Genomic DNA, 15,240 nt, shown 5'->3' on the forward strand with positions numbered 1-15,240 from the left:
CACGGTGGCTTCTGGGCCTCTGGACTTCTAGACCCGGTCGGTGCCGGTGAGCGATGCCTCCTGCCGCTGCTGCTTCGACGGCTCGTCCGCGATCGAGACGGTCAGGTCACGGCCGCGGGTCTCCTTGATGACGGCGACGGTGATGGCCGTGACCACCGAGGCCGCGCAGAGGTAGACGGCGATGGGCGTCGAGGATCCGTACCGCCTGAGGAGCTCGACGGCGATGATCGGGGCGAGGGCGCCGGCGAGGATGGAGGCGAGCTGCGAGCCCACTGAGGCCCCGGAGTAGCGGACCTTGGTGTCGAACATCTCGGAGATGAAGGCGGCCTGCGGTCCGTACATGGCGCCGTGGAGCAGCAGACCCGCGGTGACCGAGAGGGTGATCACGGTGAAGGACTCCGTGTCGACCAGGGAGAAGAAGGCGAACGCCCAGGCGGCCATGCCGACTGCGCCGATCATCGTCACGGGCCTGCGGCCGAGGCGGTCGGAGAGCGCCCCCCACAGCGGGATGGTGACGAAGTGGACGGCGGAGGCGATCAGGACCGCGTTCAGCGCGGTGCTCTTCGGCAGCTCCAGATAGGTGGTGACGTAGACCAGCAGGAAGGAGGTCAGGATGTAGTAGGAGATGTTCTCGCCGAACCGGACGCCGATGGCCCCGAGCACCTCGCGCCAGCTGTGGCGGAAGACCTCGACGACGGGCGGCTTCTCCTCGGCCCCCTGGGCGGCGGCCGCATCGGCCTTGGCCTGGGCGGCGAGGAAGACCGGGGACTCGGACACCGAGACGCGGATCCACAGTCCGATCAGGACCAGGACGCCGGAGAGCAGGAAGGGGATGCGCCAGCCCCAGGACTGGAACGCCGCTTCGGACTGGACGGAGGCCAGCACCGCGAGAACGGCGGTGGCCAGCAGGTTGCCGGCGGGGACGCCGCACTGCGGCCAGGAGGCCCAGAAGCCGCGGTGCTTGTCGCCCCCGTGCTCGGAGACGATCAGTACGGCTCCGCCCCATTCGCCGCCCAGGGCGAAACCCTGGATCAGGCGCAGGACGGTGAGCAGGATCGGGGCGCCGACGCCGATGCTGCCGTAGGTGGGCAGCAGACCCATGGCGAAGGTGGCGCCGCCCATCATCAGCAGGCTGAGCACGAGCAGCTTCTTACGGCCGATCTTGTCGCCGTAGTGCCCGAAGACCATGCCGCCGATCGGCCGGGCCAGGAACCCGATCGCGTAGGTCATGAAGGCGAGCAGCGTGCCCACCAGCGGGTCGCTGCTGGGGAAGAAGAGGGTGTTGAACACCAGCGCGGCGGCGGAGCCGTAGAGGAAGAAGTCGTACCACTCGACGGTGGTGCCGATCAGGCTCGCCCCGACGATGCGGGCGATGCCGCTGGAGCGGGGCTCGCCCGGCTTGGCGGTTGTGGTCTCGGACATGGGTTCACCGATTCTCGGGTGAGGTGCGGGGACAGGCGTGGGGGGCAGTCATGGGGACGGGGGCGGCGCAGGAGCGGCGCCCGGGGCGCGGCGGGTCAGTTGGCTCCCCAGCCGCCGTCGAGGGGCAGTGAGGTTCCGGTGATGTAGCTGCTGTGGTCGGCGCACAGCCACAGCGCGGCCGCGGCGACCTCCTCCGCCTCCAGCAGGCGTTTGATGGGTGAGCGGGTCAGCAGCACATCGGTCAGGACGTCGTCGGGGCTGATTCCGTGCGCGACGGCCTGATCGCGGATCTGGTTCTCGACCAGGGGGGTACGGACGTAGCCGGGGTTGATGCAGTTGCTGGTCACACCGTGGGCGGCACCTTCGAGCGCGGCCACCTTGCTCAGGCCCTCCAGCGCGTGTTTGGCGGCCACGTAGGCGGACTTGTAGGCGCTGGCCCGCAGTCCGTGGACGCTGGAGAGGTTGATCAGCCGTCCCCAGCCCCGCGCGTACATGTGCGGCAGGCTGCGGCGCATCAGCAGGAACGGGGCGGTGACCATCACCTGCTGGATGAGGGCGAACCGCTCCGGCGGGAACTCGGTCAGGGGCGCCACGTGCTGCAGGCCGGCGTTGTTGACCAGGATGTCGACCTCGGTCGGCAGTGCCTCGATCGCGGCCGGGTCGGCCAGGTCGACGATGTGCGCCTCGCCCCCGATCTCGGCGGCGACCTCCTTGGCCGAATCGGCGTCCCGGTCGACCACGTGCACGGTGGCACCCGCGGCGGCCAGCGCCGTGGCGCACGCCTTGCCGATGCCGCTGCCGCCACCGGTGACCAGAGCGGCCCGGGACGTCAGGTCCACGCCGGCGCCGGACGGCGCCGAGTGGGCGGTGGGAGGAGGGAATTCGCTTGTCATGGCCGGAAACAGTACGGACGCCGCCCAGACACACCTATGTATGTGACCCACACAGTAAGAGCTACTTCTATAGCGCCCTCATCCACAAGCCGATACATGACGTGACGCACTCCGTGGGATGGGCCCCGCGGCGGCCGTGACGTTTCGTCACGGCCGCCGCGGGTGCGTCACTTGTCGAGGCGGCAGTCGGTGAGCAGGGCCGCCGGATCGGCGCCCTCGGGCCGGGCGACGGTGTGGCTCGCGGGCGGGCGGTGCCCGGTGGAGAGCCACTTCTCCAGGGCGATGGACGGACGGGCCGGAGGCCAGGCGGCAAGCTCGGTACGGGAACGTGTGTGCCCGCCGCGGCGGCGGCTTCTCTCAGGTGGGCCGCCACCATGACGGGCACGGGACCGTGGATGGTGCGGGGAGGCGTCCACAGTCATGGCCGGCCCTGCGTCAGTTGCAGGTTCCGTCCGCGATGGTGAAGTGTCCGGCGGGTGACTCCTTCAGGGTGTGGCTGACGAACATGTTGTACAGGCCCATGTTCTGCTGGGAGCCCTTGGCGTAGGTATAGCCGCCGCTGGTCGTGGCGCGTCCCGCCTGCACGTGGGCGTAGTTGGTGGCGGTCCAGCAGGTGGCGGTGGCGCCGGTGGTCCGCGCCGTGACCGTGCTGGAGAGCCGCCCCGGCTTGCCGTCGGCGTCGCGGGCGGCGACCGCGTAGGTGTGGGAGGAGCCCGGGGCCAGACCGGTGTCGGTGTAGGACGTGGAGTCCGCCGTGCCGATCGGGGCACCGTCGCGGTGGACGGTATAGCCTTCGGCGCCCTCGACGGCGTCCCAGCTCAGGTCGACGGTGGTGTCCGTGATGCCGGTCGGGGCCAGGCCGGTCGGAGCGGGCAGCCCCTCACGCCCGGGGTCGGAGTCGTCCAGGCCGAAGAACTGGGCGATCCAGTGGCTGGAGCAGATGGAGGCCTGGAAGTTGACGGTGCCGGTGCTGCCGCACTGCTGGGGCCCGCTGCCGGGATCGACCGGCGTGGCGTGCCCGATGTTCGGGACCCGGTTCACCTCGACGGCCACCGAGTCGTCCGCAGCGGCGTACTCCTCGTGCCGGGTGGAGTTCGGGCCGATCACGGACGTGCGGGTCGGCTTCTGGGACAGGCCGTGCAGTGCGGTCCACTGGTCGCGCAGTTCGTCGGCGTTGAGCGGGACGACCGTGGGGTCGTTGTCACCGTGCCAGATGGCCACGCGGGGCCAGGGTCCGGACCACGAGGGATTGGCGTCGCGGACCCGCTTCGCCCATTGGTCCGGAGTCAGGTTGACTCCGGGGGCCATGCACTTCAAGGCGGCCGTGACGTCGCTGGCGCAACCGTAGGGCAGACCCGCGACGACCGCGCCGGCCTGGAAGACGTCCGGGTACATGGCGAGCATCACCGACGTCATGGCGCCGCCGGCGGACAGGCCGGTGACGTAGGTCCGCCCGGCGTCCGCGCCGTAGGCGGAAACCGCGTGCGCGGCCATCTGCCGGATCGATGCGGCTTCGCCCTGGCCTCTGCGGATGTCGGTGGTCTGGTACCAGTTGAAGCACTTGTTCATGTGGTTCGAGAAAGTGGTCTCGGCGAACACCACCAGGAACCCGTGCCGGTCGGCGAGTTCGGGCAGGCCGGAGTTGTCGGCGTACATTTGGGCGTTCTGGCTGCAGCCGTGCAGCGCGAACACCACCGCCGGATTGGCGGGCAGGGACGTGGGCCGGTAGACGTACATGTTCAACTGGCCCGGGTTGGCGCCGAAGTCGGTGACCTTGGTCAAGCCGACCGCGGCCTGAGCGGTCGGCGCCGGGCCGACCAGGGCAGCCGCGAGGGCGAGGGCCACGACGGTCACAAGACGGGACAGCAGTCCGCGCCACACGCCCCCCGCCGGGCGCGGCGGCGGATCGGCGGGCGGTGCGGACGAAGTGCGGGACAGCGGGGCGACGGTGCCCCGGAAAGACGACGGTTGCATGGCGGCTCCTCGGTGCAGTGGGGGACACCGGGCCGCTCCTCGGCGTGGAACAGTCGGAGCGGCCCGGTGTCGGCACCGTAGGATCCGTTTAACGCGCAACGATATGGCAGGGAGCACCACAGCCTGCTTGCCACGATGTGGACCCGAACGGGTTGTGCCGCCGGGTGGCATCTGCTACTCAGACACCTGCCGCCGTCGCCGGCCGCGCGGGAACGCGCAGGTCGGCCCCTGTCGCGGCCCGTACCTCGTCGACGCCGACGCCGGGAGCGAGTTCGGCCAGCGAGAAACCCTCCGGCGTGATGTCGATGACGGCGAGATCGGTGATGACGCGCTGGACGACCCCGGTGCCGGTCAGCGGCAGATCGCACCGCTCGACGAGCTTGGGACTGCCGTCCTTGGCGGTGTGCTCCATCAGCACGATGACCCGGCGCGCCCCGTGCACCAGGTCCATGGCACCGCCCATGCCCTTGACCATCTTCCCCGGGATCATCCAGTTCGCCAGGTCCCCGGAGGACGACACCTGCATGGCGCCCAGCACCGCGGCGTCGATGTGCTCGCCGCGGATCATGCCGAAGGACAGCGCGGAGTCGAAGAACGACGCCCCGGGCAGGGTGGTCACCGTCTCCTTGCCCGCGTTGATCAGGTCCGCGTCGAGTTCCTCCTCGAGCGGGTAGGGGCCGACACCGAGAATGCCGTTCTCGGACTGCAGCACCACCTCGACTCCCGGCGGGAGGTGGTTCGGGATCAGTGTGGGCAGGCCGATGCCGAGGTTGACGTACGTGCCGTCCACCAGTTCGCGGGCCGCCCGGGCCGCCATCTGCTCGCGAGTGAGCGCCATGTCAGGCACCGCCTTCCTGTTCGGTCCGCACGCACCGTCGTTCGATCCGCCGGGTGGCGGTCGGGTCGTCGGGGAAGACCCGGACCACCCGCTGCACGAACACCCCCGGCAGGTGCACCTCGTCCGGATCCAGTTCACCCGGCTCCACCAGGTGCTCGACCTCGGCGACGGTGATACGCCCGGCCATCGCGGCCAGCGGGTTGAAGTTGCGGGCCGAGGAGCGGAACACCAGGTTGCCGTGACGGTCCCCGACGGCCGCCCGCACCAGGGCGTAATCGGTCCTGATGCCCTCCTCCAGCAGGTACTCACGCCCGTCGAAGACCCGCGTCTCCTTCGGCGGCGACGCCACCGCGACCTGCCCGTCCGCGCCGTACCGCCAGGGCAGCCCGCCCTGCCCGATCTGCGTCCCGGCCCCGGCCGGTGTGTAGAACGCCGGGATGCCCGCCCCGCCGGCCCGCAGGCGTTCGGCCAGCGTGCCCTGCGGCACCAGCTCCACTTCCAGTTCCCCGCTGAGGTACTGGCGGGCGAACTCCTTGTTCTCGCCCACGTACGAACTGGTCATGCGCGCGATCCGGCCGGCCCGCAGCAGGAGCCCCAGCCCCCAGTCGTCCACCCCGCAGTTGTTGGAGACGACCTTGAACCCGCCCGCCTCCCGCTGCAGCAGTGCGGCGATCAGGGCGCTCGGTATGCCACACAGGCCGAACCCGCCGACGGCCAGCGACGCCCCCTCGGGGATGTCCGCCACTGCCTCGCCCACGCTGTCGACCGTTTTGTCCAGCCCCATACGGCCCCTCTCCATCAAGGGGCGCGTACCGCCCCGAGCAGCCGAGGTGCGCATAGGATGTGGCCTTCGCGCCCCGGCATCCATCGACGTGACGACCTTAAGGACGCACAGGAGCCAACCGGTATGGCTGCCTCCGACACCTACCGCACGGTCAGTGTGTGGTCCGCGCCCAGGCGCACAGCGCGGAATCACGCTCGAGCGCACCCTCCGCGCGACCGGCCGGTATGGCGCCGGCAACCACGCCTGCGGCCTTCAGCCGTGCGTTCCGGCACCCACGGTTTCACCTGTGCGCGCCCGCGCTCCCGCTCCTATCCGCCGGCCAGCGGGTTGGGCAGCGGACGGTACCGGGCGGCTGCGCCGTCGGCGTTGGTCCAGCGGAGGAGGAGGTTGGTTTTGGCGGGGAGGGTGGGGCCGGTGAGGAGGGCGGGCATCTCGGGGAGGTCGTGACGGGCCAGTTCGTGGCGTACCGCGGGCCAGGGGTCGAGGCCGGGGTGGTGTTCGGCGAGGGCGGCGGCGATCTCGGTCAGGTGGTTGACGATCAGGCAGTACACCAGGCGTTCCCAGCCTGCCTCCCTGGACACTTCCGGCAGGAGTTTCACGCCCTCGGCGTCCCGGAACAGCGCTTGCACGGGGATGCCGTCGGGGCCGACCGCGACCAGGGTGTTCTGCAGGTGCGCCTCCACGACGACTCCGTGCCGGGTGAAGGCGGTCAGGACCGGGGGAATGACCTGGGCCAGGTAGGCCTCCCACCAGGCGGCGGGGGTCGTGGTGGCGGCGAGCGGGTTGCCGTCGTACTCCTCGACCAGGGCGGCGGCCAGGTGGGGGACCGCGCCGGGGAGCAGGTGGTCGCGCAGGCCGTCACGGACGACGACGGCCAGTTCCTCGAAGGCGAAGTCCGCGGTGCGGTGGCCGCGGTCGCTGAGCCAGGCCGCCGGACCGTCGAAGGCGGCGAACGCCTCGTGTACCGCCGTGTCGGTCCTGCGGAGCTTCAGCAGGTCGTGGCGCCACAGGCGGCGGATGTCGTTGGTGATGCGGACGTCGAGGCTGAACTTCAGGAACAGGTCGCGTGCGGGTGCGTACAGGGTGCGGATCGCGGCCGTGGGCCATGCCGCGAACGGGGTCGCGCCCAGCCTGATCAGGCGGCCGTCGGCGAACGCGGGGGCGAGGTTGTGGGCCGTCAGCTGCAACTGCCAGGGGTGGGCGGGCAGCAGGCGGTATCCGGGCGGGGCGGTGCCGAGCCGGTCGAGGGCCGAGGTGTCGCCCTCCTCGGCGACCGTGTCCTCGCGCAGCCCGAGCAGCGTCAGCGGGAAGCGGGCGTACGCCTCCGGCGCGTACGGCAGCCAGTTCGCAGCGGGGCCGCCGCCGCGCGCCTTGGAGGCGGGGTGGTGGGTGTGGCCGGTGAGCAGGGATTGTTCGGAGTGGAGATAGGGGTCGACGGGCGGGGCCGTCCGGGCCCGCGCCGCGAGCAGCGCGGCCACCGCGTCCCTGCTGTCGATCATCTCGGCGGGCAGCTCGTGGTTCGGCAGGCCGGTGTGCCGGCGCAGCTCCTCCGCGACGAGTTTCACCAGTTCGGTGTGGTTCACGCGGTGCCAGGCGCCGTCCACGCGCATCTCGGGTGCGGCGGGGCGCCGGGTGCCGCGGACCCGCAGCAGGCGGTCGACGCCGGGCAGGCGGTAGGTCCGGACGTCCTCCTCCCCGTCGACATTCACGTCCGTGGCCGGCACGGGTCGTGCCACCTCGCGCAGCAGACAGTTCAGCAACGGTACGGCCGCGTACGCGTCGGCGCGGGCGGCGAGCCCGGCGGAGTGGTGGGCGCCGGTCGCCGCGTCGTCGTCTGCGGGCTGGGGCATGAGGTCCACGCGTTCCACTGTTTCCCAACGGTCTGTCCGGACGGGGACGATCAGTATGTCCGTCGCGGACCGCCTGTCCGTCCCGCAACGCTGTTCGTACCCGAGGAGCCCGCCCGTGCACCGTCCCCCCACCGCCGAGGCCGAGATCGCCGACGAGCTGGCCGCCGTCCGGCCGGCTCTGGCGCCCCGGTACGCGGCAGCGCTGCCAGGGGCCCGCGCGGCCGTGCTGACCCGGCTGTGGCGTGGCCTCGCGTACGATCCGCTGCCGTGGATCACCGGCCGGGAGCCGGATCGGGACGGGCTCACCCTGCGGCTGGCGGACGGGCGGCGGCTGCACGGTCCGCGCCCGGATCCGTATGCGACCGCCGCGTACGTCACCGTCGTCCACCTGGACGAGGTGGCGTACGACGATCCGGCACGGTTGATGACGCGGCTCGCTGTGCCGCGCTCGGCGGCCTTCGCCGTCGAACTCGCGCACAGTGTCGCCTCGTTGGCGCTGTCCCGGGCGGACCGGCCGGAGGGTGGCCCGGACGAGTGGCCCCGGTGGGACTGGGAGTGGGAACAGCGGGTGGTCGACGGGCATCCGTTCCATCCCAATTGCCGTTCCCGGCCCGGTTTCTCGGTCGCCGAGCAGTTGGCGTACGGGCCCGAGCACCGGCCGGTCGTGGAGTTGGGGCCGGTGCCGGTGCCGGCCGACGACTGTCTGGTGACGGGGGTCTGGCCGGAGTGGCTGCGGGACGGGGGGCGGGTGGTGATCCCCGTGCATCCCTGGCAGGCGGCGCATGTGCTCAAGCGGGGAGAACCCGGAAAACCTGAGAAACCTGGGAAAGGGGAGTGGGCAGACCCCGCCCGGCGGATCGCCGCGCATCCGCTGATGGCGCTGCGCACCCTCGCCCTGCCCGAAGGCCCTCATGTCAAAACGGCGTTGAGTACGCGGCTGACGTCCTCGGTGCGGGACATCTCGCTCGGTTCGGTCGCCGCGTCCGCGGTGCTGTCCGACTTCGGGGAGTCGGTGGCCGCGCGGACCGGCGGGCTGCTGCACATCACCCGCACCCTGGGCGCCGCGGCGGCCGGCTCCCCCGATCTGGCGGCCGTGGTGCGCGAGTCGCCGCAGGAGTACGTGTCGGCCGGGGAGCGGGTGGTCCCGGTGGCGGCGCTGGCGACCACCGAGGTGTCCCGCTCCCCCGCCCGGGTGGCCCGGTTCGCGCGGCTCGCCCTCACGGTCGGGCTGCGACTGCTCGATCTGGGCGTGGCTCTGGAGGCGCACGGTCAGAACCTCCTGGTGGTGCTGTCGCCGGACGGGGAGCCGGTGCGGCTGGTCTACCGCGATCTGGCCGATCTGCGGGTCAGCCCCGAGCGGCTGGCGCGGCACGGCGTCCCGGTGCCCGAGCTGCCCGCCCGTATGGTCACGGACGACGAACCCGCCCTGCGGCGCAAACTGTTCGGGTCCCTGGTCGCGGGCGCGCTGGCCGGTACGACGGGTTCGGGCCCGGCGCTTCGGACCGCGCTGGAAACGGCCGTACGGGATCTGCCGCGCACGCCGGACCTCGCCGCCCTGCTCGGCGAACCACTGCCCGCGAAGGCCCTGACGCTGATGCGGCTGTCCCCCCGCGCGACCGGGGACGAATGGGCGGAACTACCCAATCCCCTGCTGGTCTAGGGGCCTTACGGGCCCCGCTTCGGAGCGGGCCGTCCCCGATCAATAGGATCCCTCGATGATCAGAAGAAAATGGCCGGCAGCGGGCGTCGGTGTCCTGCTCGCCGCCCTGACGGCCGGGCTCACCTTCCCGACCGCGGCGGCCGCCGGCGAACCCACGGGCCAGGACGCGCCCCAGGTCGATCTCGTCCTCGATGTGAGCGGTTCGATGCGGACCAAGGACATCGACGGCCAGTCCCGGATGGCGGCGGCGAAACAGGCGTTCAACGAGGTGCTGGACGCGACGCCGGAGGAGGTCGAGCTGGGGATCCGGACCCTCGGCGCCAACTACCCCGGCGACGACCGCAAGGAGGGCTGCAAGGACACCGCACAGCTCTACCCGGTCGGCCCGCTGGACCGTACGGAGGCCAAGACGGCGGTGGCCACGCTCACCCCGACCGGCTGGACCCCCATCGGCCCCGCCCTGTTGCAGGCGGCCGACGACTTCAAGGACGGCAACGGCTCCAAGCGCATCGTGCTGATCAGCGACGGTGAGGACACCTGTGCCCCGCTCGACCCGTGCGAGGTGGCCCGGGAGATCGCGGCCAAGGGCATCGGCCTGACCATCGACACCCTGGGCCTGGTGCCGAACGCCAAGCTGAGCAGGCAGCTCAGCTGCATCGCCGAGGCGACCGGCGGCACCTACACCTCGGTCCAGCACCAGGACGAACTCACTGACCGGGTCAATGAGTTGGTGGACCGCGCGGCCGAACCGGTGGTGACGCCGGTCGCGACCGAGGGTGCCGCGTCCTGCGCCAAGGCGCCGACACTGAAGTCCGGTCTCTACACGGACCGCGAGGAGTTCGGGCAGCAGCGCTGGTACCGCGTGGACGTACTGGCCGGTCAGGAACTGCGCGCGTCGGTGAGCGTGGCGGCCGACCGAGCGGTGAACCCGGACTACGGCGTGCTGCTGCGGGCCGTGACGGTGCACGACCGGGAGATCGTCCGCGGTGAGGCCACGGGCAACGGCCGTACGGACGTCCTGTCCACCGGCCTGCGCTACCCCGCGCCCGAACGGGACGACGACGACAGCGACAAGCCGGCCGCCGAAACGGTGTGCCTGGCGGTGACCAACTCGTTCTCGCCGGGCTCCGGTGTGAAGACCACGCCCGGTCTGCCGCTGGAACTGACCATCGACGTCGTCGAGGGGCCGGGCGAGTCGAGCGACGTGGCCTCCTTCGGCCTGGGCCGGGGCTGGTGGCTGCTCGGCGCGCTGGTCCTCACCGGTTTCCTCGCCGGTCTCGTCTGGGGCTGGCTGTCCCGCTGGCGGCTCGCGGTCTGGAGGACCCACTGATGCGTATCACCCGCTTGCTGGGCGCCGCCCTGCTCACGCTCGGGCTGGCAGCGGCCGCCGTGGCCCCCGCGGCGGCCGACTCCAGTCCCTCCCCCGGCGCGTCCGAGGACGCCGCCGGGCCGACCCGTGCGGGCACCTCGTTCCGTACCGCGACGGAGTTCGAGCAGGGGCAGACCGCCACGGCACGTGCCTCCGTCGGCGACTACCTGTACTGGTCGTTCCCGGCGGACGCGGGGCAACGCCCCACCGTGCGGGCGACGGTGAAGCTGCCCGAGACGCACGCCGCCGAGACCTGGCGGGTCGACGTGTACGACGGTCTGCGCCGCCGCCAGGCCTGCCAGTACGGCGCCCAGACCCGCACGGCGCCGGCGGACGCGGCCTCCGTGGAACTCGCCTGCGTGCTGCGCACGGTCCGTGCCTGGTCGGAGCCATGGGCCAACGACCCGCTGCCGGGCACGTATTACATCCGGCTCACCGCGGTGAACCTCTCGGCGTCCGACCTGGGCCAGTCGGTGGACGTCGAAGTCCGGGCCGACTCCAAGGACATGGGCGGCGCCGCGGCGGTGGACGGCTCACTCGCCGAGCCGCTGGTGCCGGGCATCGCGCTGCGGACGGAGACGGACGGCGAAGGCGACGGGGATGGCGAGGAGAAGTCGTCCTCGGCCGTACTCGCCGCTCTCGAGCCCGAGGACGGCTGGACCTCCGGCTGGTGGTCCGACCGCTGGGTGTGGACCGCGGTGGGCGGTGCGCTGGCCTCGCTGGCGGGTGTCGCCGGCTACCGGTTGACCCGGGGGTCGGGACGGCCGTCCCGGGTACCGCCGGGTGTGTGACGGTCGACAGCTGACCATCGGCAGCACGTGACGTCTGCCCAGGAGGCCCGCCTTGTGCGGGCCTCCTTCCGTTGCCGCCGCCCCTCCCCGTCATGCCTCCCGGAGCGCCTTGGCGAGCGGTCCGTCGCCGCCCACCTCGATCCGCCCGTCCCGCACCGCGTCGGCCACGGCCGACTCGCCGCGGCTGATCGCCGTACAGGTGTCGGCGTCGAGGGCCAGGGTGGCGTCGGGCTCACCGGGGGCGGGCCCGTCGCCGTAGACGGCCCCCTTCTCAGCCCCGACGCGCAGGTGGAACCGCCCCTCGTCCAGCCGGACTTCGACCAGTCCCCCACTCAGCCCCTCGCCCTCCAGGACGCGCAGCAGCGGCAGCGCGAACCAGTGCGCCCGCACCGCGTCGGTGGGCCGCCGCTCCCCCAGCGCGCCCTGCCCCCACGCGCCGAGAGCCTGGAGCACCGGAAGCAGCTCGCGCCCCCGGGCGGTGAGTTCGTACACGAAGGCCGCGCCGGGCGGGGGCAGCCGCCGGCGGCTGGTCAGCCCGTCGCGCTCCATGCCCTTCAGCCGCGAGGCCAGTACGTCCGTGCTGACGCCGGGGAGGTCCGCGTGCAGGTCGGTGTAGCGCCTCGGACCGGCGAGCAGCTCCCGGACGATCAGCAGGGTCCAGCGGTCGCCGACGGCGTCGAGCGCACGGGCGGCGGAACAGTACTGGTCGTAGCTTCGGCGAGGTGACATGCGACGCAGTGTAGACAAGTTGTTGGACTTTCCAAGCAGTCACTTGGTAAAACCAAGCAAGCAACACCGGATACCGAGGGGAAGCGGCGCATGGAGTTCCGGCAGTCGAGCAAGCTCAGCGAGGTCTGTTACGAGATCCGCGGCCCGGTCATCGAGCACGCGAACGCGCTGGAGGAGGCGGGGCACAGTGTGCTGCGGCTGAACACCGGCAACCCGGCCCTGTTCGGCTTCGAGGCGCCGGAGGAGATCGTCCAGGACATGATCAGGATGCTGCCGCAGGCGCACGGCTACACCGACTCGCGCGGCATCCTCTCCGCCCGCCGCGCGGTGGCCCAGCGCTATCAGACCCTGGGCCTGGAGGTCGACGTCGACGACGTCTTCCTCGGCAACGGCGTCTCCGAACTGATCTCGATGGCCGTCCAGGCGCTCCTGGAGGACGGCGACGAAGTCCTCGTGCCCGCTCCGGACTTCCCCCTCTGGACGGCGGTGACCACCCTCGCGGGTGGCAAGGCGGTGCACTACCTGTGCGACGAACAGGCCGACTGGTACCCGGACCTGGACGACATGGCGTCGAAGATCACGGACCGTACGAAGGCCGTGGTCATCATCAACCCCAACAACCCCACCGGCGCGGTCTATCCGAAGGAGGTCGTCGAGGGCATCCTCGACCTGGCCCGCCGGCACGGTCTGATGGTCCTCGCCGACGAGATCTACGACCAGATCCTCTACGACGACGCCGTGCACCACTCGGCCGCCGCGCTCGCCCCCGACCTGGTGGTCCTCACCTTCTGCGGGCTGTCGAAGACCTACCGCGTGGCGGGCTTCCGCTCCGGCTGGCTGGTGGTCACCGGCCCCAAGCAGCACGCGAAGGACTACCTGGAGGGCCTGACCATGCTGGCCTCCATGCGCCTGTGCGCCAACGCGCCCGCCCAGTACGCCATCCAGGCCGCGCTCGGCGGCCGCCAGTCCATCCGTGAGCTCACCGCGCCCGGCGGGCGGCTGCACGAGCAGCGGGACGTGGTCTGGGAGAAGCTGAACGAGATCCCCGGCGTGAGCTGCGTGAAGCCGAAGGGCGCCCTGTACGCGTTCCCCCGCCTGGACCCCAAGGTGCACAAGATCCACGACGACGAGAAGTTCGTCCTCGACCTGCTGCTCCGGGAGAAGATCCAGGTCGTCCAGGGCACGGGTTTCAACTGGCCCTTCCCCGATCACTTCCGCATCCTCACCCTCCCCCACGCGGAGGATCTGGAGGCGGCGATCGGCCGCATCAGCCGCTTCCTGAGCGGATACCGTCAGTAGCGCGGCCGGTCGGCCGTGCCCAGGCCGCACACGGCTTCCCGTACGGTCCGGCCGGGTCGCCACCGGTGAGACTCCTCCCACCTGACGAGGACGCCCCGCCTCCTGCTGGAGACGGGGCGTCGCGCTTCGCGGCGGGGGCGTCAGGACCGGCGGCCCGGGATGGCGAGGAGGGCCGCGGCGCTCAGGGCGGCGGCTGCGGCGAAAACGTAGAAGACCGTGGTCGGGCCGAGAGAGGCCGTCAGGATCCAGCCGCCGAGCAGCGGCGCCACGATCGCGCCGCCGCGTCCGAAGCCCGAGACGTAGCCGAGCGCCGTGGCCCGGATCGAGGCCGGATAGCTGGACGCCACCCAGTCGTTGAGCACGGTCAGGGCCGAATGGGCACCGACACCGGCGAGCGCGGTCAGACAGAGGACGACGACGGTGTTGCCGCCCCACGTCAGGCCGACGACGGCGACCGCGGAGAGCGCCGCACTGCCGATGGTGACGAAGCGCGGGCCGACCCGGTCGGCGACGGCGGCGATGCCGAACGAACCGATCACGGCACCCAGATTGAGCACGAGCGTGAACTGCAGCGCCGAGCCGAGCGGGTAGTCCATCTCGCGCATCAGCTGGGTCAGCCAGGTGTTCAGGCCGTACCAGGACAGGAGCACCGCGAAGTTGGCGACGACGAACAGCACGGTGGTGCGGGCGCGGCCGTCCGAGAGCACGGAGCGGGCCGGCGAGGGGGCCTTCGCCCCGGCCGTCAGGCCGCTGGACCCGGGGATGCCGACAGCCGCCGTCGAGGAAGTGACTTCGGGGCCGGGGGCGTCGGCCGCTCCGGGCCGCGAGTCCGGCAGCAGGGCGTACACGCCGGCGAACACCAGCGTCGACAGCGCCGCGCCGGCACCGAACAGGCCGCGCCAACCGAGGGTCTCGCCCCAGGCCGCGGCGGTGAGCGCGGCGAGCACGCCGCCGACCGGAACGCCCGCGAGGACGACGGTCGCCACCAGCGCGGAGCGGCCGCGCGGCGCGTACTCCTTCGCCAGGGCCACACAGGACGGCATCACGCCGCCCATGCCGATGCCGGCGAGCAGCCGGAAGAGACCGAACTGCCAGGGCGTGGCGGCGACGGCACAGCCGACGGTGAACAGGGTGAAGATCACTCCCGATGCCAGCACGAGACGACGCCTGCCGAAACGGTCGGCGAGCGGCCCGCAGACGATGGCGCCGATGAGCATGCCCAGATAGACGAGGCTGCCGAGAGTTCCGGCGAGGGACTTGTCGAGGCCCAGGTTCGAGTCGGCGAGCATCGACGGCATCGCCACGCCGTAGACGATGAGGTCGAACCCCTCGACCGTGATCGCCGCCGTGCACAGGGCGACGACCGCAAGCGTCAGGGCGCGGGTGCGCCGGTCCGTCGGGTCCGGAGCCGGGGGCCGGGCGGAGGCGGGGGCTTGAACATCGGTGGTCATGCGGCCACGTCCTGTCGCGGAGAGGTGGGGGAAGGGAGCCGGGCGGGCCGCGATGCGGAGCACCGACACGGTGGGCGGCTCCGCAGACCCCGGTGTCCTTCCGGCGACAAGCGAATGACCCATCGGTGACCAGCATGGAAGCAGCCCTGTTGCGTAGAGAGCAATAAAACTGCCCAGTAA

General features: G+C 71.7%; 13 protein-coding genes. 4 read left to right on the forward strand and 9 right to left on the reverse strand.

The window, feature by feature from the left end:
• Positions 1 to 27: 27 nt before the first annotated feature.
• The 7 genes from DIZ27_RS14955 to DIZ27_RS14985 form a co-directional block, all read right to left on the reverse strand.
• Positions 28 to 1,422: an MFS transporter gene (locus DIZ27_RS14955; RefSeq protein WP_109378889.1), complete on the reverse strand. Its 1,395-nt coding sequence runs from the start codon at positions 1,420 to 1,422 to the stop codon at positions 28 to 30.
• A gap of 95 nt (positions 1,423 to 1,517) precedes the next feature.
• Entirely contained in the window at positions 1,518 to 2,315 is a 798-nt protein-coding gene (locus tag DIZ27_RS14960; protein WP_109378890.1) for a 3-hydroxybutyrate dehydrogenase, read from the reverse strand.
• Between the two features lie 167 nt (positions 2,316 to 2,482).
• A complete protein-coding gene (locus tag DIZ27_RS14965; protein ID WP_146228947.1) occupies positions 2,483 to 2,737 on the reverse strand; it encodes a hypothetical protein in 255 nt (84 codons plus the stop codon).
• Positions 2,738 to 2,750: 13 nt separating this feature from the next.
• Positions 2,751 to 4,289: a PHB depolymerase family esterase gene (locus tag DIZ27_RS14970; RefSeq protein ID WP_109378892.1), complete on the reverse strand. Its 1,539-nt coding sequence runs from the start codon at positions 4,287 to 4,289 to the stop codon at positions 2,751 to 2,753.
• Positions 4,290 to 4,467: 178 nt separating this feature from the next.
• The gene (locus DIZ27_RS14975; protein WP_109378893.1) at positions 4,468 to 5,127 is read right to left on the reverse strand and encodes a CoA transferase subunit B; all 660 of its coding nucleotides are present in this window, start codon (positions 5,125 to 5,127) and stop codon (positions 4,468 to 4,470) included.
• 1 nt (position 5,128) lies between these two features.
• Positions 5,129 to 5,911: a CoA transferase subunit A gene (locus tag DIZ27_RS14980; protein ID WP_109378894.1), complete on the reverse strand. Its 783-nt coding sequence runs from the start codon at positions 5,909 to 5,911 to the stop codon at positions 5,129 to 5,131.
• Between the two features lie 308 nt (positions 5,912 to 6,219).
• Positions 6,220 to 7,779: an IucA/IucC family siderophore biosynthesis protein gene (locus DIZ27_RS14985; RefSeq protein WP_109378895.1), complete on the reverse strand. Its 1,560-nt coding sequence runs from the start codon at positions 7,777 to 7,779 to the stop codon at positions 6,220 to 6,222.
• Positions 7,780 to 7,876: 97 nt separating this feature from the next.
• Here DIZ27_RS14985 and DIZ27_RS14990 point away from each other — a divergent pair, with 97 nt between their 5' ends.
• Genes DIZ27_RS14990 through DIZ27_RS15000 form a run of 3 tightly spaced genes read left to right on the forward strand, consistent with a single transcriptional unit; the run spans position 7,877 to position 11,581 of the window.
• Positions 7,877 to 9,421: an IucA/IucC family protein gene (locus DIZ27_RS14990; RefSeq protein WP_109378896.1), complete on the forward strand. Its 1,545-nt coding sequence runs from the start codon at positions 7,877 to 7,879 to the stop codon at positions 9,419 to 9,421.
• 55 nt (positions 9,422 to 9,476) lie between these two features.
• The gene (locus DIZ27_RS14995) at positions 9,477 to 10,751 is read left to right on the forward strand and encodes a VWA domain-containing protein (protein ID WP_109378897.1); all 1,275 of its coding nucleotides are present in this window, start codon (positions 9,477 to 9,479) and stop codon (positions 10,749 to 10,751) included.
• On the forward strand, positions 10,751 to 11,581 hold the full coding sequence (locus tag DIZ27_RS15000) for a hypothetical protein (protein WP_109378898.1): 831 nt from the start codon (positions 10,751 to 10,753) through the stop codon (positions 11,579 to 11,581). The genes DIZ27_RS14995 and DIZ27_RS15000 overlap by 1 nt, the downstream gene beginning before the upstream one ends.
• 90 nt (positions 11,582 to 11,671) lie before the next feature.
• Here DIZ27_RS15000 and DIZ27_RS15005 read toward each other — a convergent pair whose 3' ends face one another.
• Complete coding sequence (locus tag DIZ27_RS15005) at positions 11,672 to 12,310, reverse strand: winged helix-turn-helix transcriptional regulator (protein ID WP_109378899.1); 639 nt, start codon at positions 12,308 to 12,310, stop codon at positions 11,672 to 11,674.
• A 90-nt stretch (positions 12,311 to 12,400) separates the two neighbouring features.
• Here DIZ27_RS15005 and DIZ27_RS15010 point away from each other — a divergent pair, with 90 nt between their 5' ends.
• Positions 12,401 to 13,609 carry a pyridoxal phosphate-dependent aminotransferase gene (locus DIZ27_RS15010; RefSeq protein ID WP_109378900.1) on the forward strand — a complete coding sequence of 403 codons (1,209 nt, stop codon included), beginning with the start codon at positions 12,401 to 12,403 and terminating at the stop codon, positions 13,607 to 13,609.
• A gap of 140 nt (positions 13,610 to 13,749) precedes the next feature.
• Here DIZ27_RS15010 and DIZ27_RS15015 read toward each other — a convergent pair whose 3' ends face one another.
• Positions 13,750 to 15,060: an aromatic acid/H+ symport family MFS transporter gene (locus DIZ27_RS15015; protein WP_109378901.1), complete on the reverse strand. Its 1,311-nt coding sequence runs from the start codon at positions 15,058 to 15,060 to the stop codon at positions 13,750 to 13,752.
• Positions 15,061 to 15,240: the final 180 nt, after the last annotated feature.

The organism is Streptomyces sp. NWU339 (genome assembly GCF_003143855.1).
Taxonomy (GTDB): Bacteria; Actinomycetota; Actinomycetes; order Streptomycetales; family Streptomycetaceae; genus Streptomyces.

Coding starts and splice junctions, on each gene's coding strand:
- DIZ27_RS14955 (WP_109378889.1), bottom strand. CDS start 1,422: ATGTCCGAGACCACAACCGCCAAGCCGGGCGAGCCCCGCTCCAGCGGC.
- DIZ27_RS14960 (WP_109378890.1), bottom strand. CDS start 2,315: ATGACAAGCGAATTCCCTCCTCCCACCGCCCACTCGGCGCCGTCCGGC.
- DIZ27_RS14965 (WP_146228947.1), bottom strand. CDS start 2,737: ATGACTGTGGACGCCTCCCCGCACCATCCACGGTCCCGTGCCCGTCAT.
- DIZ27_RS14970 (WP_109378892.1), bottom strand. CDS start 4,289: ATGCAACCGTCGTCTTTCCGGGGCACCGTCGCCCCGCTGTCCCGCACT.
- DIZ27_RS14975 (WP_109378893.1), bottom strand. CDS start 5,127: ATGGCGCTCACTCGCGAGCAGATGGCGGCCCGGGCGGCCCGCGAACTG.
- DIZ27_RS14980 (WP_109378894.1), bottom strand. CDS start 5,911: ATGGGGCTGGACAAAACGGTCGACAGCGTGGGCGAGGCAGTGGCGGAC.
- DIZ27_RS14995 (WP_109378897.1), top strand. CDS start 9,477: ATGATCAGAAGAAAATGGCCGGCAGCGGGCGTCGGTGTCCTGCTCGCC.
- DIZ27_RS15000 (WP_109378898.1), top strand. CDS start 10,751: ATGCGTATCACCCGCTTGCTGGGCGCCGCCCTGCTCACGCTCGGGCTG.
- DIZ27_RS15005 (WP_109378899.1), bottom strand. CDS start 12,310: ATGTCACCTCGCCGAAGCTACGACCAGTACTGTTCCGCCGCCCGTGCG.
- DIZ27_RS15010 (WP_109378900.1), top strand. CDS start 12,401: ATGGAGTTCCGGCAGTCGAGCAAGCTCAGCGAGGTCTGTTACGAGATC.
- DIZ27_RS15015 (WP_109378901.1), bottom strand. CDS start 15,060: ATGACCACCGATGTTCAAGCCCCCGCCTCCGCCCGGCCCCCGGCTCCG.